Raw genomic sequence first — 19,359 nt, forward strand, 5'->3', positions numbered from 1 at the left:
TTCGAACATTATTTCTTGAAAAATAATTCATATTACCTAAGAATAGAAGAGAAAGACCACAAATCATAAATCAAAAGGAGTAGAGTCATGAAAAAAATCAACTTTTTTAAGCACTTTACGATGTCGAAGAAATTAATTACTGCATTCTTAACGATTCTCCTAGTGCCAATTCTCGTATTGGCTGCATTTTCTTATGAAGTGGCCTCAAAGTCTCTTAATGATGAGATTATGTCTAGTGCTGCAAATGGTGTTCAACAATTAAACGAACTCATTAATAAAGATATACAGCCTAAAATTGACATTGTTTCATATTTATCCAAATCGGTCAAAAAGGAAGAATTGACTGCTAAAAACAAAGATTTACTCAAAGAGAAATTAGAGCAATTATCGGAAACAGATGATGATGTAGTAGAAGTATTTGTTGCAGATCAAAATGGTAAACTAACTGAATATTCCAAGATTCACAAAGGTAATGCAAAGAGCGCAAAAAATGAACCATGGTTTCAGCAATCGATGGGAGAGAAGAAACTCATCATTTCAAATCCTTTTGCTGACAAGTCATCAGATGACCTGCTCATCACAATATCAGAACAGTTAGCAGATGGATCTGGTGTGATTGGGGTGAATGTACGCTTAAATACGGTTGTAAAAGATACAAACAGCATCAAAATTGGCCAAGAAGGCTATGCGTTTATCGCCACATCAGATCAGCGTTATGTGGCCCATAAAACCGATAAGGCGGGGACAAAGCTGACTGGTGACTTCATCTCAAAACTATATGATAAAAAAGAAGGCAGCTTTGAATATGAATACAATGGCCAGCCGAAGCAAATGTTTTTTGCCACAAATGAAGCAACCGGCTGGAAGCTTGCTGGAACGATGTATGTGAATGAAGTAAAAGAAGCCGCACAGCCAGTGCTCGATTTAACAATGATCATCCTTGCGGCTGCGATTGCCATTGGCGGAATCGCGATTTATTTTATTATTAAATCGATTCGAAAGCCACTGATAGAGCTCTCTGAATCGGCTGAAAAAATCAGTCAAGGTGATTTGACCCAGCATATTGAAGTTCGTACGCACGATGAAATTGGTAAGCTAGCGCAGAGCTTTAACGACATGTCAGCAAAGCTGAAACAAGTCATTCAAGCTGTCCAAAATTCCATTGAAAATGTGGCTGCTTCGTCTGAAGAGTTAACGGCTAGTGCAGGACAGACAGCTCAAGCGACCGAGCATATCACATCATCTATTGAACAGTTCTCAAACAGCACTGAACATCAAAATGATATGATCGAAAAAAGCTCAGTCCAGTTAAACGAAATGGATCGGAGCTTATCGCATATGGTCGACACAACCTCTCATATGATGGAATCGTCGATCGAATCGAGCAAAACCGCTCAGGCTGGAGGAGAACTCGTTCAAAAAACAGCAGGTCAAATGCAAACCATAGAGCAGGCAGTAAAAGAAGCAGAGCTTGTCATTGCAGGCTTAGAGCAGAAATCAAAGGATATTACAAACATTCTTGGGGTCATCAACGGTATTGCGGATCAAACGAATCTCCTTGCTTTAAACGCTGCGATCGAAGCCGCACGAGCAGGTGAAGCAGGCAGAGGCTTCTCTGTTGTCGCAGAAGAAGTCCGCAAGCTGGCAGAGCAGTCAGGAAGCTCTTCAAAAGAAATTGAAAGCCTGACGAACGAAATTGTGGAGGAAATAGAAAAATCGCAGAAAATGTTTAAACAAGTAGCAGGTGAAGTACAATCTGGATTAAACATTACAGATGAAACGAAAGTGAGTTTTGAGAAAATCACTGATAAAACATCAGAAATAACAGAACAAATGAAGCAAATGAACGGATCAGCCAAAGAGCTATCGCATGGCTCAAATGATATTTCTCATGCGGTGAATCAAATCAAAGAGCTCTCAAGAGAAAGCTCAGCAGGCTTCCAAGATATCGCGGCATCAGCAGAAGAGCAGCTGGCATCTATGGAAGAGATCAGCTCATCCTCTGCCACTTTATCTCAGATGGCAGAAGAACTAAGGGAGCTTATTAAACAATTTAAAATGTAAGAGAGTAGCGAAACACCTGACGGCAAACGTCAGGTGTTTCAGCGTGTAGACAAACCCTCGCATTCGCCCGCCGGTCTCTGCGCCGGTACTCACGAATGTCAAATTCGCTCCGTTCCGGTGCTCGGCTGCAAAGATTTTCTATCAGACTGAAAAGACAAAGGGCTAAAATCAAGAACAGTATAGCCCTCAACAATCTTAAGCACCTGACGCCAAAACGTTAGGTGTTTTTCCATTCAATGCATATAAATTGGGTAATTTGGACTTATTTAGACTTTAATAAGTTAAAAAAGTAAACAACCTAGTAGTACTTCCGATATATATACTATCTTACTAAAAGGAGTTTTCTTTTTTATGAAATTCATACAGTATTTCAGAAAGCCATCTATTTCAAAAAAGCTTGTATTCTCTTTCTTATTTATTCTTTTATGCCCAATCATCGTATTGGCATTCTCTTCATACCATACGGCAAGCACCTCCTTAAATGATCAAATTATGCAAAGTGCAAAGGAAAACGTAGAGCAGCTAGATAAAAATATTACGAAGGTTGTAAAAGTGAAAACAGACGCAGCCGATTTCTTTAGCAAATGGATCACGGAGAAAAAGCTCAAGCAAAAAGGAACGACCGATATTCAAGGACGCTTTGAGCAGTTCATGAGTATGAATGATGACACAGAAGGCATTTTTGTTGCTTCAAGTGATGGCAAAGTGTTTTCAAGATATCCTAATCAAAAAATGCCTGCCGATTATGTCGCAACTGAGCGTGATTGGTATAAAGACGGCTGGGCGAAAAACGGTGAGCTGTCTGTTTCAGCACCATATGCAACGGCTTCAACCGGTACACTTGTGGTGACCATCTCTAAAAAATTAGAGGATGGATCAGGCGTCATCGCGATGAACCTAGACATTGCGAATCTTGTTAAAGAGTCCAATAGCATTAATATTGGGAAACAAGGCTATGCCTTTATTGGAAGTCCAGACCGTACATATGTGGCACATCCAACGAAAAAGGCAGGAACAAAATTATCTGGTGAATGGTTAGAAAAAATGTATTCACAAGATAACGGAGCTATGAGCTATATGTTTGAAGGAAAAGAAAAGCAAATGGAGTTCACCACAAACAAGGCGACTGGCTGGAAGATTGTCGGGACGATGTTTGTCAGTGAAGTAGAAGAAGCTGCACAGCCAGTCTTTAACATGGCCGCCATCATTTTAGCCGGCGCGCTTATCATTGGCGGGATTCTAATCTTCTTTATCATCCGTTCCATTACAAAACCACTTTCCACTCTTGTCTCTTCTTCGAAGAAGATCAGTCAGGGAGATTTAACAGAAAAAATTGATGTCCGCTCAAAAGATGAAATTGGACAGCTTGGCACAAGCTTTAATGAAATGAGTGAGTCCCTAAGAGATGTCATTCAAGCTGTACAAACATCTGTTGAGAATGTCGCTTCATCATCTGAAGAACTGACGGCAAGCGCAGGTCAAACAACAAAAGCAACCGAACATATTACATCATCTATTGAAACATTCTCAAACGGCAACGAAAATCAAAGCGAAATGGTGGAACAAAGCGCGGCTCATTTAAAACAAATGAATGAAGGACTGAACGAAGTTGCCGAAACGTCTGATGTCATCACAGCGTCATCTATTCAATCAAAAACAGTTGCGGAAACAGGCGGACAGCTTGTGGAGCAAACTGTTGGCCAAATGAAGACGATTGACCATTCAGTGAAAGAAGCTGAAGGCGTGATCAACGGGCTAGAGCATAAATCAAAAGATATCACAAACATCTTAGGCGTGATTAACGGTATTGCGGATCAAACGAATTTACTTGCACTAAATGCCGCCATTGAAGCAGCACGCGCAGGCGAGTCAGGCAGAGGATTCTCTGTTGTTGCCGAAGAAGTGCGTAAACTAGCGGTTCAATCATCGGATTCAGCAAAAGAGATTGAAAAGCTTGTGAATGAAATCGTCACTGAAATTGAAACATCTCAAAATATGTTCAAAGCAGTGAATGAAGAAGTGAAGAATGGTCTTACAATTACAGATCAAACGAAAGAAAGCTTCTCACAAATAAATGAACAAACAGCGGAAATCGCAGTAAGAATTAATGAAATGAATACAACGGTGCGCGAGCTGTCGAAAGGCTCTGAGCAAATTTCTAAAGCAGTGAATGAAATTGCAGATGTATCAAGAGAGAGTTCAGCAAGCATCCAAGATATCGCAGCATCTGCTGAAGAGCAGCTTGCTTCAATGGAAGAGATTAGTTCTTCATCCACAACTCTTTCCCAAATGGCGGAAGAATTACGTGATTTAATTAAAAAATTCAAGATCAGTGAATAAGGTTAAGTGGTTCTCCTCAAGGGGAACCGCTTTTCTTTTTAAGAGGACATCTCGTACAATAGAGGAAATCGAAAGAAGAGGAGAGATAGTATGCGTTTATCAGATAAGAAGGTCATTGCGTTTGTCAGCGATGATTTTGAAGATTTAGAGCTGTGGTATCCGGTTCTGCGATTAAGAGAAGAGGGAGCAACTGTCCATCTTGTAGGTGAAAAAGCAAATCATGAGTACATCGGGAAGTATGGTGTGCCGGCGGTATCCGATGCAGATTTTTATTCCATTCAAGCTGATGATTATGATGCTGTGCTAGTCCCTGGTGGATGGGCGCCTGATAAACTGCGCCGTTATCCAGAAGTATTAGACATCGTCCGTACATTTGATGCAAAGGAAAAACCAATCGGGCAGATTTGTCATGCCGGCTGGGTGCTGATATCAGCAGGAATCCTGAAAGGCAGACAAGTGACAAGTACACCTGGTATTAAAGATGATATGACCAATGCTGGTGCGGACTGGTTCGATGAGGCAGTCGTCACAGATGGCCATCTCATCTCCAGCAGACGCCCGCCAGACCTTCCGCCGTATGTAAAAGCATTTGCGGATGTGTTAGCGGCAAAATAAATGACTGACACGAAACGTAAAAAACAAAGGGCGAACAAAAAAATAATTTCGCCCTTTGTTCATCATTTCATGCCCTATACATTTTGTCTGTCGGCAGGATACATCACGCCCATTTGTCTTCTCGCTTCGTCCATGACGGACATGGTTTGAACAGATAAGGCAAATGTATTGACCGGAGACTGCCCCATTCCCTGCTGAATACACTCAATAAAATGATTCATTTCATAAGACATAGCTGGCTGATCATCTTTGAGAGAGATGTCAGTTTGATGTCCGTCACGGCCATGTATCGTAATTTGTGACGGACGGTGGAATTGATCAATCACCATCGTGGCATCCTCGCCTTGAATTTCAGCCGATAAATGAGACGTTGAAATTTTAGAATGAAAAAGAAGTGCTTGATGCCCGTCATACTGTAAAAGGACTGAACCGTTCCCATCCACACCAGAAGAAAGCTTATAGCCTCTCGCGGTGATTTGATTCGGCAGACCAAATAAGTATATGACTGGGTAAACGAGGTACACCCCGATATCCATTAAAGAACCATTGGATAGCTCAGGCTTAAAGGCATTTGGAAGCTCGCCGCTTCGATAGGCATCGTATCTTGAAGAATATTTACAGTAATGCGCGACCACTTGCCTGATAGGTCCAAGCTGATCAAGATGCTGTTTGATTTGAAGGAAGTTAGGCAGAAATGTCGTTTTCATCGCTTCCATCAAACAAACGTGATGTTTTTTCGCTGCGGCAATCATTTCTTCCACTTCTTTTCGATGAGAGGCGAATGGTTTTTCGCATAAAACATGCTTTTGATGCTCCATCATCAACATGGCTTGCTCTTTATGAAGGGCATTTGGACTCGCAATATACACGGCATCAAACGTATCACTTTCCGCCATTTGTTGTAAGTTCGTAAAAACCGTATCAATCCCATATTTTTCGGCAAAGGCCTGTCCTTTTTCAGCGGACCGTGAATAGACGGCTGTACATGTAAAATCAGCTAGTTCTTCACCAGCTTGTAAGAACCGATCTGTAATCCAGTTCGTTCCGATGACAGCAAATCGAATCATGTGATTCCCTCCTTCTGCTTTTCTCTGATTATACATGCTTTGAAAGCGTTTGTATGAAAGAATATTCTTTTTATTGATAAGCGGATGAAACCTTTATATAGGCTGAAACGTCTTACATAAAGGATATAAATGTACGAAAAGTGGGTAGTTTCTTCCTTCTTCGGGTAATACTCAGGATAGAAGGGAGAGGAGGAAACATGAAGCGCGTCCTGCATATAGGAAGTACATACATCTTTGCGCTTTTATTTATAGCGGCTGGTATTTTTCATGTGATAGAGCCGAGCGGCTTTGCCCGCATGATGCCAGGCTGGCCATTTCCATATGTAATGGTCTATGCGACTGCATGTTTTGAATGGCTGCTGGCCGTGCTGCTGCTTTTGCCAAATGTCAGGATTACAGCGGCAAAATCCATTGCTGTCTATCTTGTACTCATTTTCCCTGCAAACTTATTTGCTGCTCGTGAGGGAATACCATTTCCAGGTCAAGAAAATACAGAACAAGCCTTGCTATGGATAAGGCTTATTGGACAGCCGATTCTCATTGTATGGGTGATGTCTATTGCAAAATGGGAAAAAAAGCTGAAACAATGATCACCATATCATGATCAAGTAGTGTACAATTTACTCATAAAATAGCCCGTGTTTGGAGGAACGATATGAACTCTATGCAAATGTGGAGCAGTCGATTTAGAAAATTTTTTCTTGATAACAAGTTTGTTCTCTTTTTACTCGTCCTGTTATTAATTGGATTGAATATCCTTGTTTTCATGAAAACATCATTTATTTTCACACCGCTCATTGTACTCGTCAAAACCATTGCCTTACCGATTATTTTAACGGGGGTCGTGTATTATTTATTAAATCCAATTGTCAACTTGTTAGAGAAAGCAAGAATCAAGCGAATTTATTCCATTTTGCTTTTATATATTGTCATTATTGGGATTATTACAGTGACCATCGTGTCCATTATTCCTTTTTTACAAGCTCAAACCATGAGTCTATTTCATAATCTTCCGAAATACGTCGATACAGTAGAAGATCAAATTAGACAATTAACAGGAAGTAACTTTATTAATCAAGTGCAAAACTCGATGAACTTTAACGTGTCTGAATTGGTAAGTAAAGCATCCAGTCAAGCGACGAAGATTTTGGAAAGCACCTTTACCGGTGTAGGAACATTCTTAGGGGCGCTCACAGAAGTCATCATCTCGATCGTGACTGTGCCGTTTATTCTGTTTTATCTATTAAAAGACGGTAAAAAGCTGCCTGACTATCTATTGAAATTTTTCCCAAGTAAAATGAGGGAACATACACATATCATGCTTCACGAAATGAACCACCGTCTGAGCTCGTATATTCGCGGACAGATCATTGTCAGCTTCTGTATCGGTGTTCTTCTGTTAATCGGTTATATGATCATTGGACTTGACTATGCGCTGCTGCTCGCTATCATTGCTGCATGTACAAGCATAGTGCCTTACCTTGGTCCAACAATTGCGATTACACCAGCGATTGTGATTGCACTTGTGACGTCACCAGTAATGCTGTTAAAACTCATTATAGTCTGGACAGTGGTTCAGCTAGTTGAAGGGAAATTCATTTCTCCTCAGGTGATGGGGAAAAACCTTCATATTCATCCCATTACGATTATTTTTGTTATATTAACAGCTGGTAAATTGTTCAACGTGGTCGGCATCATTGTCGCTATTCCGACGTATGCCGTTCTGAAGGTCATCACGACTCACTTATTTGATTGGTTCAAAATGCGGTCCAATTTGTATAAAGAAGAAAAGGTTTGATGTCATAATCTTTTTTTGAAAAAATATAGTATCATAAAGACGAGCTTTCGATGAAGGAAGCTTGTCTTTATGTGGACATAGATGTTTGGCGTGTTCAAAAGATCAGAATTGAAAGGAAAGAAAATCATGAATCTATGGGATTTATTCGTGGCACTGGTTTTAGGAATTGTCGAAGGATTAACAGAGTACGCACCTGTTTCATCTACAGGTCACATGATTATTGTCGATGATCTTTGGTTAAAATCAAAGGAAATTATTACGCCAGAAGCGGCCAACACATTTAAAGTCGTGATTCAGTTAGGCTCAATTTTAGCTGTCATGATCGTGTTTAAAGATCGTATTTTAAACTTATTGGGCTTAAAGAAAAATATCACCGAAGAGCAAAAGCGCAGCGGGCATAAACTGACCATCGCCCAAATTGCAGTTGGACTTGTTCCAGCCGTCATTTTAGGATTCCTATTTGAAGATTATATTGATAAATACTTATTTGACGTCAGAACGGTCGCTGTCGGTTTGATTTTAGGGGCAGTTCTAATGCTTGTCGCTGACTGGATCAATAAACGGAAAACAGAAACAAGCTCTGTCGATAACATGACGTACAGACAAGCACTTTATATTGGACTGTTTCAATGTTTAGCATTATGGCCAGGCTTCTCGCGCTCAGGTTCGACGATCGCAGGCGGGGTTATTCTTGGTTTGAATCACCGTGCTGCGGCAGACTTTACATTTATCATGGCGATGCCGATTATGGCAGGAGCAAGCTTGTTAACCCTTGTGAAAAATGCCGAATATTTAACACCTGACATGCTGCCATTCTTTATCGTCGGCTTTGTGAGTGCGTTTGTTGTGGCTCTCTTTGTTGTTCGATTCTTCCTAAAACTGATCAATAAAATCAAACTGGTGCCTTTTGCGATATACCGAATTATCCTAGGTGTGATTTTATTTATCCTGTTCATGTAATACTGTAAACTACTCTTTTATAAGAGTAGTTTTTTTGTTATCCCACCTAATTAAACAGTAAAAATACCCTCTTAATTGGTAGAATAAGAATTTTTTTCATAAATTAGTGTTTAAGAGACAGATAAAGGGGTAGTACATAAACATACCAATTAAAGGAGGAGTTAGAAATAATGAGAAAAACAAGCAAAATGTTTGTTGGTTCTGTCATCGCTACGTCAATGATTGCTGCCCCTCTATCTCTTACGACTTTTGGTCAAACGGCTGAAGCTGCTACAACAACAGGTGTTGATGGAAGTGTCTCAATTGATCCAGTAGCCATTGCCGATAAAATTGAACAAGCAGTAAAGTCATCTCAAAATCGTGATGGATTCGTAAAAAATGCTGCATACAGTGCGTTCTATGAAGCAGGTCAAAACTACAACGTAGTTGTCCAAAACTTAAGCCAAGACCACGACTTTAGCGGTCTGAACAATGTTGTCTACTATGATAGTGTTGAATATGATGGTATTACGTTTGGTATTTGGGTATTTGAAGATGGTACGTTTGTCAATAATGGAGACGGTGGATATATTAACTGGACGTTTGTTGGCAGCTTTGACCGAGAAGATGGAAGCGGAACTGTCGATTTTCATAAAAGATTCTAATCTTAAAAGTCTGCCGGAGAATCGGCAGACTTTTTTTATAACGCACATTCTTCTATTTCAAACCCTAAATCTTCAATGATGTGATGATCCGTTTGGACTTGCTGGCCTTTTGTTGTTAAATAATCACCAACAAAAATGGAATTTGCGGCATAAAGTGCGAGCGGCTGGAGTGTCCGTAAATTAAACTCTCTGCCTCCGGATACCCGAATTTCTTTTGTTGGGTTGACAAATCTCATCATTGCCAGCACTTTCAATGCTTTGATCGGGTGTGTTCGTTTTTGATGCTCAAGCGGTGTTCCTTCGATGGCATGAAGAAAGTTGACTGGAATTGAATCCGCATCAAGTGCTCTTAGCGCAAAAGCCATTTCAACGATTTGCTGATTGGTTTCACCCATTCCAATAATGACCCCTGAGCAAGGTGACATGCCAGACTGTTTGACCTGCTCAATGGTCGACACGCGGTCATCGTATGTATGAGTTGTCGTAATATGAGCATGATGATCATGATGTGTATTGATATTGTGATTATACCGATGAACACCCGCTTCCTTCAGCCGCTTCGCTTTTTCTTCATTTAATAACCCAAGACAGGCACACACCTTCAAAGGCATCGTTTCAGTGATCTCCTTGACTGCTGCTGTGACTTCATCTAATTCCCTATGAGAAGGCGCTCTCCCGCTTGCCACAATACAATAAGTCCCGGCTTTTCTTTTGAGAGCTTCACGCGCACCAGCTACAATGGTCTTTTGATCAAGCATTGTATATCTTTCAACTGGTGCTTTTGAAATCATCGACTGTGAACAATATCCACAGTTCTCAGGGCAATATCCACTTTTTGCGTTAAAAATCATATTTAATTTCACCTTTTTTTGAAAAAAATGAAATCGCACTTGATAGGCTGCATGCATAATAGGTAACAATTCTCTATCGTCAGCTTCAAGAATGTCTAGACCCTCTTGCACCGTGATCGGTTCATTTTTCATCGCCTTCTCCGCTATTGCTTCCCAAGACAAAGACAGCTGCTCTCTCATCATTAATGCCCCCTTAATATGTTAACCTATTTTTATTAAAAGTTAACATATTGGGCGGATGTTGGCAATCATGATTCAGATGAAACCAACTCTAAACACCAAAAGGCGATGACTTCATGTCATCGCCTTTAGATATGTAAAGCTAGATTGCTTATCGAACAGTAATATAGTTAATCACAAGCTCGCCTAGTGAATTATAGTAGGAAACTGTCACAGAACCGCGTTGTACAGCGCGAATCCAAGTGAAGTTTGGAGCTGTTTGATCTAATTGAATCGCATACGTTGCACCCGACACAGAAATTTGGCTTGCTGGAAGAGAGACGGCGATTGAAGAACCTACAGAAAGTGTACGGTTCACCGTAATTACTTTATTCATAATAGGAGCTTTTGCTATGACTGGTTCTTTTGGCTGTGCAGCTGCATGAGCACCTTCAGTTTGAGAGAACGTAAGAGCACCTACAGCAGCTACAGACAATGTACAGATTTTCATGAATTTTTTCATCGATAACACTCCTTTTTTTGGTATATACATATATTAATAATAATAGAATTATTTGTCAATTAAAATATATGAAAAAAAGAGTAATTATGGAGAAAATTGTCACATATTTGTTGGAAAAGACATGATTTTTTATTCATATGCTATTTCTTTTTTAAGGGAAAAAGAGGTATAAAAAAAGCTGGGTTCGTCCCAGCGTAAAGCAGATGAAAAGAGATGATCAATGGTCGTCTCGCTTTTTTGGCTGACGACCTTTTTGCTTCTCTTTCTCTCTAATGTAGTTAATAAAATCGATGGTTTGTCTTCGTGCTTCTTCGGAAAAATCTGAGGCTGCTTTAAACGCAATTTGCAAATCAGGATCGTCTGCAAGATCGTCATCGGGCCTGCCTCTGTCCTTACCTGTGAGAAGATAATCGGTTGAGACCCCATATAACTCGGCAATTTTCACAATCATTTCACCGTCGGGTTTTCTCAAGCCGTATTCCCAGTTTGCATAAGTGGACATTGCCTTTAATCCGAGTTTTTTAGCAACTGTTGACTTGCTCCATCCATGCTTCTCTCTTAATTCAGTTAGAATCTTCCCAGTCAAATTATCCATCAGAAACACCTTTTTTCATGTTATGAGTAAATTTTATCATGAATTACACGGAAAAGATAAATAAATACACAAAAAGAATAAAAATATGATTGACTTACTCGTTTCGTGTATATTATCATAATGAATATAACTTACACATATTGAGTAAGAGGTGGAAAGATGAAACTTGAAAATTTACGAGAAGAGCGCATATTGCAAGGAAAAACACAAACCTATATGGCGAAAAAATTGGGATATAAGTACACAAGCGGCTATGCGAATATCGAAATGGGCAGAACAAAGCCTAGCTTAGAAATAGCAAAGCATATTGCAGATCTGCTGAATACCGGGGTTCAAGAGCTTTTTTTTGGCCAAAAGTTACACGGAAAGAGTAATTCTTTAAGAGAAGATCGGTTCTTAGAAAAGGGGAGACGAGCAGAATGAATATTGAACATCCAATGGTGACTCAGATGAGTGACTTTGGTTATCCAAAAAGCTATTGGTTATATGACATGAAACGATATGGATACCAAACAGAAATTGAGGACAGCTTGGAGGGAGCTGAAGAAGATGAGACATCAGCTGACGTTTGATGCTAGAAAAGAAGCACAGCTTTGTTTAGACCAAGCTGGCGGCTGGATCGCCTTTCATCGTCAGAAACCGATGTTGGTTTTTGCCACAGCAGAAGAGAAAGAGACATATATGACCCTCCTGGAAGCTAAGGTCGATGATACAAAAAAGGAGGAATCAGGGCAACGTGAAACGATGGAAGCAAATCATGACATTTTTGAAATGCTTGCTCAAAGCGAGTAAAAACGAACAAGACATTCGCCAGTGGTCAAAGGATGACGGGAGATCATAACATGGTCATCCATTTAATCATTGAACATGAGCATTTGTTAACAAAAGAGACATTGATGAAAAGAATACGATCAGCTGCAAAAGGGCAATGCCCGCAAAAATTAAAAGGCGCACTATCACTTGAAATTCGTTTATTTGATCACATGCCGTTTGACATAGCTGACTGCCAAAAAAAGCGTACATACGCAGAAAAAGGGTTGATACGCCCGGTACACGTCAGCATCTTTCAGCCGAATCTACAGCATATTCAAGAAGCACTTCATTCTATAGCCGATGAAGTTCCTCTGCAGATGGTCGATTTAAGAGTTTCTCAGTTTTATAGTATGTGTCCAAGAGTTGAAATCATTATCAATACGGTAGGTGGTGGCACGAGGCCATCACCAAAAAAGGAGACAAGCATATGAACGAGCCAAAACAACTATTCATTCAAGAAAACCAAACCTTTGTCGGTGAGATGGAAAAAGGAAAAATTCAAGTCATCGTGTTAGATGGGAATGTAGGAACGGCTTATAAAATGGATGTACCTGAACATGGAAAAACCATTATTCAAACGGCAAAAGGTCATTTTGCAAGAGTAGATCACGAGATTGGTTTTAAAATCAGTTAACTGACTGAACACATCAAAGCACAATATTATGTCCAAGACGGAAAGCCTGCGGACACTGATCAAGACCCTGCTAAAAGGGGACTTGATTGGTGTCCGTTTTTTATTTTCTTAAAAAAGGGAGAGAGCCAATATGCAAGATTTACTCATTGAATATAAAAGAGCTTTAAAGAATGCTAGAAAACAATATGAACCATTTAAAGAAAAAGAAGAACATCAGCTGTCCGTTCAAGACAAGCATGATAAAAAAATGATCGCCAGTATGGTAAGCGATCTGGAATACGTAGTAGAATGGCTTCAAATCGGAAGAGAGCCAGGTGCGCGCAGAGGATTGGACAGACGTTCAGTCTATCAGCGTACCATTCTCGCAAATCCAGAAGTGTTAGAGGCTTTATCACATGAATATACCCTTATTCAAGAGAAAGAAAGAGAAGTCAGTGAGAGAGACAAAAGACGAATTGATGAAGCTTTGTCTGTTTTAACAGATCGAGAAAAGGACGTGTTCTTTATGCACACAACACAAGGATTATCGTTTAGCGAGATTGCGGTTATGCTGGATGTCAAAAAAGGAACTGTCCAAAAACATATGGAAAGAGCGCGGACGAAGATGTCCAAAAAAGTACAAGAACGCCTATTCAGAGCTGCTGAATAGGTGTTTTTTCTGTTCAAAAATAAATCAGCTAAAGCTTGTCTTACAGTTGCCACCTATAGTTAGAAAGACCAAACGAATGTTTGCTAGCCCTACACAAATGATTCCTTCAGAGGGAACCATTCGAATTAAAAGGAGGCGGCAGGTGAATGTAAATGAAAGATAAACGGATAGAGGCCAAGCAGGATTATATGAAAGGGATGACGTACCAGCAAATTGCTGATCATTACAATGTCTCGATCCATACCGTCAAATCGTGGAAAAGACGATACGGATGGCAAAGACAAAAAACTTCGTCAAAGCAAGCACACTCGATTTTCAATCAATTTCTTTCAGATGAAACAATTGAAATCATGGAGAAAATGGATGGACGCACATCGCTTGATTTAATCTGGGACCAAATTCAAATTCAATATGCAGCCATTATTCGTGCGCAGCGAATCATGTATGTAGCAGATCAAGAGGACATGATCAAAGAGCTGAAAAAGGCGGCATACATGCCTTCTTCATTAGAAGAAACAGGCGAAGGTATTCAGACAGAACTAGACATGACCTCAGAAGAATACTCGTTTCAATTTTCATGGGATCGGCATGCGACGTTTTTGAATGCACAATCCCGTGCAATGGGTGAACTCAGACGTCTAATAAAACAGTTTGAAGAGCTCGCACATGCGAAGGATGAACGAAGATTAAGGCTGAAGCAAATTGAACTGACGATTGAAAAAACGAAAAAAGCAGTGCGTGAAGAAAAAGAGGAAGATCTTCAAATCATGATCAAGCGAAAAGAGGACGACTCATGACGCCATTGATTGAAAAAGAAGTCAATCCTCATTTTGAACACTTTCTATTCGATTGGAATCAAAAGTTTCAATTTTTAGTAGGGGGCTATGGCTCCTCTAAAAGCTATCACATTGCTTTAAAGCTTGTCTTAAAGCTGCTGGAAGAAAAGCGGACAGCACTTGTCATTCGAGAGGTGTATGATACGCACCGCGAATCAACCTTTTCTTTATTACAAGAAATCGTCAGCGACCTCGGCATCGACCATGTGGTAAAGTGCCGAAGTTCGCCGCTTGCACTAACGTTTCGAAACGGCAGCAGCATCTTATTTAAAGGACTGGACAAGCCTGAAAAATTGAAATCGATCAACAACATCTCGATCATTTGGATTGAGGAATGTTCAGAGGTTTCTTATGAAGGTTTTAAAGAGCTGCTTGGAAGGCTGAGGCATCCATCTTTACCGCTTTATATGATGTTATCGACGAATCCTGTTGGTCAGGATAATTGGACGTACAGACATTTTTTTCGAGATGAACAGCTGAAGCGATTTGTTTTAGATGACGAAACATTATACAAAAAGCGAACCGTTGTCATCAAGGATACGTATTACCATCACTCCACGGCGGAAGATAACCTATTCCTTCCTAAAAGCTACGTGAAGCAGCTGGATGAGCTGAAAGAGTATGATCCAGATCTCTATCGCATTGCGAGGAAGGGGTATTTCGGCATTAATGGCACAAAGGTTTTTCCTCAATTTGAGGTGAGAAGCCATTCTGATGTATTAGAAGCCATTCAGCAGATTGACAGACCGCTGAAACGAGCAGGCATGGATTTTGGATTTGTTGAATCATACAATGCGCTCATTCGGTTAGCTGTCGATCATGAAAAAAAGTACTTATATATTTATTGGGAATATTACGACCGCGGGAAAACAGATGATGAAACAGCCCTTGACTTGAAAGAGTTCATTGAATCAAAGGAAAAGATTAAAGCTGACGCAGCCGAACCTAAAACCATTCACTATTTTCGGCAGCGCGGCTTTCAAATGGTAGCGGCACATAAGTTCCAAGGCTCACGTTTGCAGTATACAAAAAAAATCAAACGGTTTAAGAAAATTATTTGTTCTGATGCTTGTCCATATACCATCTATGAACTTCAATCACTAACCTATAAGGCAGATAAGGATGGACGTCTAGAGGAAGATGAATTTCAAATCGATCCGCACACTTTATCAGCCATCTGGTATGCGCTGGATGATTATGAAGTGACAGATTTGAAACAGACCGCCTCGGAGCGTGTCCGTCCAAACAGAGAGAGGAGGTCCATACAATGAAACAATTGAAAGCTACCATTATGAAGGCAAACATGTCTGATCATACAAAACAAATGTATGCAGATGAATTTTCCTACGAAAAGGATGATATTGTTCCCCCGCCTTACAATATCAATGAATTAAAAAGCATGGCAGAATATTCAACCATTCTTCAGCAATGTATTGATGCGTATAAGACCAATATTTTAGGCTTTGGTTTTGGTGTTGAATACGCCTTTGACTTTAATGCAGAAGGTGTGAAACCGGCAAAAAAGAAGGCAGCAGAGAAGGAATGGACAAGACTTGAAGAGTTTACGAAATACATGAACTATGATGAGTCTGCTGATGTGGTTCTTGGCTATGTCATCGAAGACCGGGAGAAAACGGGGAATGGTTTTTTAGAGGTTCTCCGAGATGGTCAGGGAAAGCCGGCAGGAATCGAGTATTTAGATGCGCTCCATATCCGTATTTGCAAGCTTAGTGAGCCAGTTGACGTTGAATTCCGGTATACAGAAAACGGCGAAGTGAAAACAATGAATCGAAAGAAACGATTCCGTAAATATGTGCAGGTGATCAATGAAAAGAAAGTCTTCTTCAAGGAGTATGGTGATCCGCGCATTTTACATTGTGAAACAGGCAAATACGATGACACCACCCCAGAGCCGCTGCGCGCAACAGAAGTGATTCATTTTAAAATCGGCAGTGGAACGTATGGAATTCCCCGCTGGATTGGCAACATCGTCAATATGTATGGAGCACGCAAGGCAGAAGAGCTGAACTACCTTTATTTTAAACAAGGGCGGCATGTACCTGGAGCCATCATTGTCGAAAATGGAATGCTGTCTGAGTCTTCCTATCAGCAGCTTCAGGATTATATGGACGATATTGAAGGCTCTGATCATGCACATAAGTTTCTCTTGCTTGAAGTCGAAGGTCTCCCGACGGAAAAAGGGTTAACTGGAGAAGAAGATGTCTCAAATGTCAAAGTGAACTTCAAATCTCTGGCAGAGATCTTGCAAGAAGATGCACTCTTTTTAGAATACGATGAAAAAACAAGAAACAAGATCCGCTCTGCTTTTCGCCTGCCGCCTATTTACACAGGTGAGTCTCAAGACTATAACAAAGCGACAGCCGATACGGCGCGGAAAACAACAGAAGAACAGGTATTTCAGCCTGAACGGCATCTCATCACAGGAAAACTCAATACCCTTTTCCTGCCGGATCTTGATATTTGGCACGTTCGTTTCCTATTAAATGGACCTGACTTTAGAGATCCATTAGAGATTGCCAAGGTTCTGACACCGTTTATTCAGGCTGGGGCAGTGTCACCAAACGATTTGCGAGATCTAGCGGGACGTATCCTTGGGAAAACGTTAGAGGAATGGCCGGAGAATCTCTATCACAGACCTTTAGAAAGCCGCATGACATCAGCCGAGCAACAGCCTCAACGAGAGACGAATCAGCTGAAGAAATAAACCGAAGCGCATGCGCTTTTTTGAAAGGGGGTGAACATATGCCAAGAGAATTAAAAAACGCAAAAATTACGCATGTTTCCTATGTGGACAGAGCCGCAAACAAAAAGAAATTCTTTTTGATGAAGGCAAAGAAAAGCCAGCCTGACTTTCAAAAGGAGGTTAGTGTGCTGACAAAGGCAGAAGATGCTCATCGCCTTGTGTATGGTGTCGTGTATGAACCGAATACACCTGATGCACACCAAGACTTTATGTCTGCAAAAGAAATTGAAAGAGCGGCACATGGTTTTATGAAGGATGCTCGCCACATTGACAAGCAGCATGATTTTCAACATGGTGTGGGCGAGGTTGTTGAATCATACATTGCCCCCGCTGATTTTGAGGTAGGCGGTGAGCTGATTCGAAAAGGATCTTGGGTACTTGTAACAAAGGCTTCCCAAGAGATTTGGGATCAAATTCAGAAAGGCCACATTACAGGGTATTCAATGGCTGGAACGGCGGACATCGTAGCAATAGAAGAACAAGATCAGCTCCTATCTCAAAGCACAAATGAGAGAGGGCTTTTTTCTTTGCTGAAAAATTTCTTTTTGAAAGAGGAAGGTGCAAACATGTCACAACAATTTTGGAGCGTTTTAGACCATCTGCTGGAAGCCTTACAGTCAAGTGATGGTGATGAGACGGTCGTAAGAGCAGCGCTTGAGCAATTGCTGCCAATCGTGCAGGACATTTTGAAGACAGAGGATGTGCTTCAAACGATTGGTGAAAGGCCAGCCTCCGTACAAAAACAAGATGCCGCTTTGACGACGGAGCAAGTACAAGAGCTTGAAAAAGCAAAAATGGCCATTGAAAACGTCTTACAGCAGGCAGAACAGCAGGAAACAGATCAAACAGAGGAAGAACCTGTCCAAAAGGTGCTTGAGCAAGTCGTTGCACCGATTCGTCATCAGCTTTCTTCCTTAGAGAAATCAGCCAGCAGAGAAAAAGTAGCGCTTGAGCAAGTGCTTCAGCAGCAGCTTTTGCCTATTTCAGAGCGGATTCACATGCTTGAAAAAGCGCGCGGTTTGTCAAAACAAACAATCCACGATACACAAAACGACAGTACAAAGCCCATATGGGATGGCTTACTATAAGCCTAAATAAGGAGGAAACAGTGTGAGAAATCAAGAGTTGATTCGCAAGGCCGAAATGACACTTGCCAGCTTAAAAACCGGCGGTCTCATGAACGCAACCCAATCCAACACATTCATTAGAATGATGCAAAATACACCAACCGTTTTAAATGATGCACGTATCATTCCAATGGAAAGTGATTCACAAAAAATCGAAAAAATCGGCTTTGGCCAGCGTATTTTGCGCCCAGCAGAAGAAGGCAAAGCACTTGATGCGAAAGACCGTGTTGTCCCAGCGACAAGCACTGTCCAGCTAAATGCGAAAGAGGTCATCGCAGAGATTCATATGACCTATGACAGCATTGAAAACAATATTGAGAAAGACGGAATTCAGCAGACAATTATGCAAATGCTCGCTGAACGAGCAGCCGTTGACATTGAAGAGCTCATCGTCAATGGCGATACGACTTCAGCAGATCCATTTTTAGCTCAAATGGATGGCGTGAGAAAACAAGCAGTCTCTCATATCGTAGATGCAAACGGAGCGGAAATCAGCCGCCAGATGTTTAAGCAAGCCTATAAAGCGATGCCATCAAAATATTTACGTGTACCTCAGGATTTCCGTTTCTACACATCCCCAAGCTTAGAAGTTGAATGGAAGGATCAAGTAGCAAACCGTCAGACAGGCCTTGGAGATGCGGCCATTCAAGGCGGACTTTCTTCTGCATTTGGTGTGCCGGTCAAAGGTCTTGCCAATATGCAGCCATATGACGAAGCGGGAACAGACGTATCAGATATTTTGCTGACACACCCTAAAAATATTATCGTAGGTTTCTCTCGTAATATTCGAATTGAAGTAGAAAAAGATATTCGCAGCCGTAAATTTATTATTGTCCTCACAGCGAAGCTAGACAGTAAATTTGAGGAAGAGGATGCTGTAGCAAAAGTGATGAAAGTGAAAGAGTAGGTGACGGTAGGCC

General features: G+C 40.9%; 22 protein-coding genes and 1 pseudogene. 19 read left to right on the forward strand and 4 right to left on the reverse strand.

The features are described 5' to 3' along the window. Nucleotides 1-87 precede the first annotated feature (87 nt). The 4 genes and pseudogenes from AAZR19_RS15665 to AAZR19_RS15680 all read left to right on the forward strand — a co-directional run bounded on the left by AAZR19_RS15665 (nucleotide 88) and on the right by AAZR19_RS15680 (nucleotide 5,019). Nucleotides 88-2,064 carry a methyl-accepting chemotaxis protein gene (locus AAZR19_RS15665; protein WP_075621916.1) on the forward strand — a complete coding sequence of 659 codons (1,977 nt, stop codon included), beginning with the start codon at nucleotides 88-90 and terminating at the stop codon, nucleotides 2,062-2,064. Nucleotides 2,065-2,415: 351 nt separating this feature from the next. Then, a pseudogene (locus AAZR19_RS15670) lies at nucleotides 2,416-3,459 on the forward strand (HAMP domain-containing protein); the annotation flags it as partial. Further along, nucleotides 3,451-4,404 (forward strand): methyl-accepting chemotaxis protein, encoded by a 954-nt coding sequence (locus AAZR19_RS15675; protein WP_373272898.1) that lies wholly within the window; start codon nucleotides 3,451-3,453, stop codon nucleotides 4,402-4,404. The pseudogene AAZR19_RS15670 and the gene AAZR19_RS15675, both read left to right, overlap by 9 nt. A 90-nt stretch (nucleotides 4,405-4,494) precedes the next feature. Then, nucleotides 4,495-5,019: a type 1 glutamine amidotransferase domain-containing protein gene (locus tag AAZR19_RS15680; RefSeq protein ID WP_076839891.1), complete on the forward strand. Its 525-nt coding sequence runs from the start codon at nucleotides 4,495-4,497 to the stop codon at nucleotides 5,017-5,019. A 74-nt stretch (nucleotides 5,020-5,093) separates the two neighbouring features. On the opposite strand, the gene AAZR19_RS15685 is transcribed toward AAZR19_RS15680, so the two are convergent. After that, complete coding sequence (locus AAZR19_RS15685) at nucleotides 5,094-6,086, reverse strand: Gfo/Idh/MocA family protein (RefSeq protein WP_163114966.1); 993 nt, start codon at nucleotides 6,084-6,086, stop codon at nucleotides 5,094-5,096. 197 nt (nucleotides 6,087-6,283) lie between these two features. On the opposite strand from AAZR19_RS15685, the gene AAZR19_RS15690 reads away from it, so the two are divergent. The 4 genes from AAZR19_RS15690 to AAZR19_RS15705 all read left to right on the forward strand — a co-directional run bounded on the left by AAZR19_RS15690 (nucleotide 6,284) and on the right by AAZR19_RS15705 (nucleotide 9,488). After that, nucleotides 6,284-6,676 carry a DoxX family protein gene (locus tag AAZR19_RS15690; protein ID WP_024423276.1) on the forward strand — a complete coding sequence of 131 codons (393 nt, stop codon included), beginning with the start codon at nucleotides 6,284-6,286 and terminating at the stop codon, nucleotides 6,674-6,676. Nucleotides 6,677-6,741: 65 nt separating this feature from the next. Next, nucleotides 6,742-7,884 carry an AI-2E family transporter gene (locus tag AAZR19_RS15695; protein ID WP_024423275.1) on the forward strand — a complete coding sequence of 381 codons (1,143 nt, stop codon included), beginning with the start codon at nucleotides 6,742-6,744 and terminating at the stop codon, nucleotides 7,882-7,884. Between the two features lie 126 nt (nucleotides 7,885-8,010). After that, complete coding sequence (locus AAZR19_RS15700) at nucleotides 8,011-8,844, forward strand: undecaprenyl-diphosphate phosphatase (RefSeq protein WP_025094210.1); 834 nt, start codon at nucleotides 8,011-8,013, stop codon at nucleotides 8,842-8,844. Nucleotides 8,845-9,014: 170 nt separating this feature from the next. Next, entirely contained in the window at nucleotides 9,015-9,488 is a 474-nt protein-coding gene (locus tag AAZR19_RS15705) for a hypothetical protein (RefSeq protein ID WP_024423274.1), read from the forward strand. A 35-nt stretch (nucleotides 9,489-9,523) separates the two neighbouring features. Here AAZR19_RS15705 and bioB read toward each other — a convergent pair whose 3' ends face one another. The 3 genes from bioB to AAZR19_RS15720 form a co-directional block, all read right to left on the reverse strand. Further along, the gene (gene bioB, locus AAZR19_RS15710; RefSeq protein WP_041107600.1) at nucleotides 9,524-10,519 is read right to left on the reverse strand and encodes a biotin synthase BioB; all 996 of its coding nucleotides are present in this window, start codon (nucleotides 10,517-10,519) and stop codon (nucleotides 9,524-9,526) included. 151 nt (nucleotides 10,520-10,670) lie between these two features. Beyond that, nucleotides 10,671-11,021, reverse strand: coding sequence for a hypothetical protein (locus AAZR19_RS15715; RefSeq protein ID WP_076839887.1), 351 nt, complete (start codon nucleotides 11,019-11,021; stop codon nucleotides 10,671-10,673). Between the two features lie 217 nt (nucleotides 11,022-11,238). After that, nucleotides 11,239-11,616: a helix-turn-helix domain-containing protein gene (locus tag AAZR19_RS15720; protein WP_076839886.1), complete on the reverse strand. Its 378-nt coding sequence runs from the start codon at nucleotides 11,614-11,616 to the stop codon at nucleotides 11,239-11,241. A gap of 159 nt (nucleotides 11,617-11,775) precedes the next feature. Between AAZR19_RS15720 and AAZR19_RS15725 the strand changes: the two genes are divergently transcribed. The 11 genes from AAZR19_RS15725 to AAZR19_RS15775 all read left to right on the forward strand — a co-directional run bounded on the left by AAZR19_RS15725 (nucleotide 11,776) and on the right by AAZR19_RS15775 (nucleotide 19,346). Continuing rightward, nucleotides 11,776-12,039 (forward strand): helix-turn-helix transcriptional regulator, encoded by a 264-nt coding sequence (locus AAZR19_RS15725; protein WP_076839884.1) that lies wholly within the window; start codon nucleotides 11,776-11,778, stop codon nucleotides 12,037-12,039. After that, nucleotides 12,036-12,188 carry a hypothetical protein gene (locus AAZR19_RS15730; RefSeq protein ID WP_162860191.1) on the forward strand — a complete coding sequence of 51 codons (153 nt, stop codon included), beginning with the start codon at nucleotides 12,036-12,038 and terminating at the stop codon, nucleotides 12,186-12,188. The genes AAZR19_RS15725 and AAZR19_RS15730 overlap by 4 nt, the downstream gene beginning before the upstream one ends. Next, nucleotides 12,166-12,408: a hypothetical protein gene (locus AAZR19_RS15735; protein WP_434703697.1), complete on the forward strand. Its 243-nt coding sequence runs from the start codon at nucleotides 12,166-12,168 to the stop codon at nucleotides 12,406-12,408. Before AAZR19_RS15730 ends, AAZR19_RS15735 begins: the two co-directional genes overlap by 23 nt. 50 nt (nucleotides 12,409-12,458) lie before the next feature. Next, nucleotides 12,459-12,860 (forward strand): hypothetical protein, encoded by a 402-nt coding sequence (locus AAZR19_RS15740; protein ID WP_034624557.1) that lies wholly within the window; start codon nucleotides 12,459-12,461, stop codon nucleotides 12,858-12,860. Next, nucleotides 12,857-13,063 (forward strand): XtrA/YqaO family protein, encoded by a 207-nt coding sequence (locus AAZR19_RS15745; protein WP_024423268.1) that lies wholly within the window; start codon nucleotides 12,857-12,859, stop codon nucleotides 13,061-13,063. Before AAZR19_RS15740 ends, AAZR19_RS15745 begins: the two co-directional genes overlap by 4 nt. A gap of 130 nt (nucleotides 13,064-13,193) precedes the next feature. Continuing rightward, the gene (locus AAZR19_RS15750; protein WP_024423267.1) at nucleotides 13,194-13,712 is read left to right on the forward strand and encodes a sigma-70 family RNA polymerase sigma factor; all 519 of its coding nucleotides are present in this window, start codon (nucleotides 13,194-13,196) and stop codon (nucleotides 13,710-13,712) included. A 152-nt stretch (nucleotides 13,713-13,864) separates the two neighbouring features. After that, nucleotides 13,865-14,509 carry a phage terminase small subunit gene (gene terS, locus AAZR19_RS15755; RefSeq protein WP_076839883.1) on the forward strand — a complete coding sequence of 215 codons (645 nt, stop codon included), beginning with the start codon at nucleotides 13,865-13,867 and terminating at the stop codon, nucleotides 14,507-14,509. A gap of 8 nt (nucleotides 14,510-14,517) precedes the next feature. Further along, complete coding sequence (locus AAZR19_RS15760) at nucleotides 14,518-15,819, forward strand: PBSX family phage terminase large subunit (protein WP_163115067.1); 1,302 nt, start codon at nucleotides 14,518-14,520, stop codon at nucleotides 15,817-15,819. Then, complete coding sequence (locus AAZR19_RS15765; RefSeq protein ID WP_087976209.1) at nucleotides 15,816-17,273, forward strand: phage portal protein; 1,458 nt, start codon at nucleotides 15,816-15,818, stop codon at nucleotides 17,271-17,273. Before AAZR19_RS15760 ends, AAZR19_RS15765 begins: the two co-directional genes overlap by 4 nt. A 38-nt stretch (nucleotides 17,274-17,311) precedes the next feature. Then, nucleotides 17,312-18,400 (forward strand): XkdF-like putative serine protease domain-containing protein, encoded by a 1,089-nt coding sequence (locus AAZR19_RS15770; protein WP_432244166.1) that lies wholly within the window; start codon nucleotides 17,312-17,314, stop codon nucleotides 18,398-18,400. A gap of 22 nt (nucleotides 18,401-18,422) precedes the next feature. After that, nucleotides 18,423-19,346: a phage major capsid protein gene (locus AAZR19_RS15775; RefSeq protein WP_024425904.1), complete on the forward strand. Its 924-nt coding sequence runs from the start codon at nucleotides 18,423-18,425 to the stop codon at nucleotides 19,344-19,346. Nucleotides 19,347-19,359: the final 13 nt, after the last annotated feature.

Origin of the sequence: Bacillus sp. Je.9.29.b (assembly GCF_051129925.1) — a bacterium.
Lineage (GTDB): Bacteria > Bacillota > Bacilli > Bacillales > Bacillaceae > Bacillus > Bacillus safensis.

Coding starts and splice junctions, on each gene's coding strand:
- AAZR19_RS15700 (WP_025094210.1), top strand. CDS start 8,011: ATGAATCTATGGGATTTATTCGTGGCACTGGTTTTAGGAATTGTCGAA.
- AAZR19_RS15705 (WP_024423274.1), top strand. CDS start 9,015: ATGAGAAAAACAAGCAAAATGTTTGTTGGTTCTGTCATCGCTACGTCA.
- AAZR19_RS15685 (WP_163114966.1), bottom strand. CDS start 6,086: ATGATTCGATTTGCTGTCATCGGAACGAACTGGATTACAGATCGGTTC.
- AAZR19_RS15750 (WP_024423267.1), top strand. CDS start 13,194: ATGCAAGATTTACTCATTGAATATAAAAGAGCTTTAAAGAATGCTAGA.
- AAZR19_RS15665 (WP_075621916.1), top strand. CDS start 88: ATGAAAAAAATCAACTTTTTTAAGCACTTTACGATGTCGAAGAAATTA.
- AAZR19_RS15745 (WP_024423268.1), top strand. CDS start 12,857: ATGAACGAGCCAAAACAACTATTCATTCAAGAAAACCAAACCTTTGTC.
- AAZR19_RS15735 (WP_434703697.1), top strand. CDS start 12,166: ATGAGACATCAGCTGACGTTTGATGCTAGAAAAGAAGCACAGCTTTGT.
- bioB (WP_041107600.1), bottom strand. CDS start 10,519: ATGAGAGAGCAGCTGTCTTTGTCTTGGGAAGCAATAGCGGAGAAGGCG.
- AAZR19_RS15725 (WP_076839884.1), top strand. CDS start 11,776: ATGAAACTTGAAAATTTACGAGAAGAGCGCATATTGCAAGGAAAAACA.
- AAZR19_RS15720 (WP_076839886.1), bottom strand. CDS start 11,616: ATGGATAATTTGACTGGGAAGATTCTAACTGAATTAAGAGAGAAGCAT.
- AAZR19_RS15765 (WP_087976209.1), top strand. CDS start 15,816: ATGAAACAATTGAAAGCTACCATTATGAAGGCAAACATGTCTGATCAT.
- AAZR19_RS15695 (WP_024423275.1), top strand. CDS start 6,742: ATGAACTCTATGCAAATGTGGAGCAGTCGATTTAGAAAATTTTTTCTT.
- terS (WP_076839883.1), top strand. CDS start 13,865: ATGAAAGATAAACGGATAGAGGCCAAGCAGGATTATATGAAAGGGATG.
- AAZR19_RS15675 (WP_373272898.1), top strand. CDS start 3,451: ATGAGTGAGTCCCTAAGAGATGTCATTCAAGCTGTACAAACATCTGTT.
- AAZR19_RS15715 (WP_076839887.1), bottom strand. CDS start 11,021: ATGAAAAAATTCATGAAAATCTGTACATTGTCTGTAGCTGCTGTAGGT.
- AAZR19_RS15730 (WP_162860191.1), top strand. CDS start 12,036: ATGAATATTGAACATCCAATGGTGACTCAGATGAGTGACTTTGGTTAT.
- AAZR19_RS15770 (WP_432244166.1), top strand. CDS start 17,312: ATGCCAAGAGAATTAAAAAACGCAAAAATTACGCATGTTTCCTATGTG.
- AAZR19_RS15740 (WP_034624557.1), top strand. CDS start 12,459: ATGGTCATCCATTTAATCATTGAACATGAGCATTTGTTAACAAAAGAG.
- AAZR19_RS15680 (WP_076839891.1), top strand. CDS start 4,495: ATGCGTTTATCAGATAAGAAGGTCATTGCGTTTGTCAGCGATGATTTT.
- AAZR19_RS15690 (WP_024423276.1), top strand. CDS start 6,284: ATGAAGCGCGTCCTGCATATAGGAAGTACATACATCTTTGCGCTTTTA.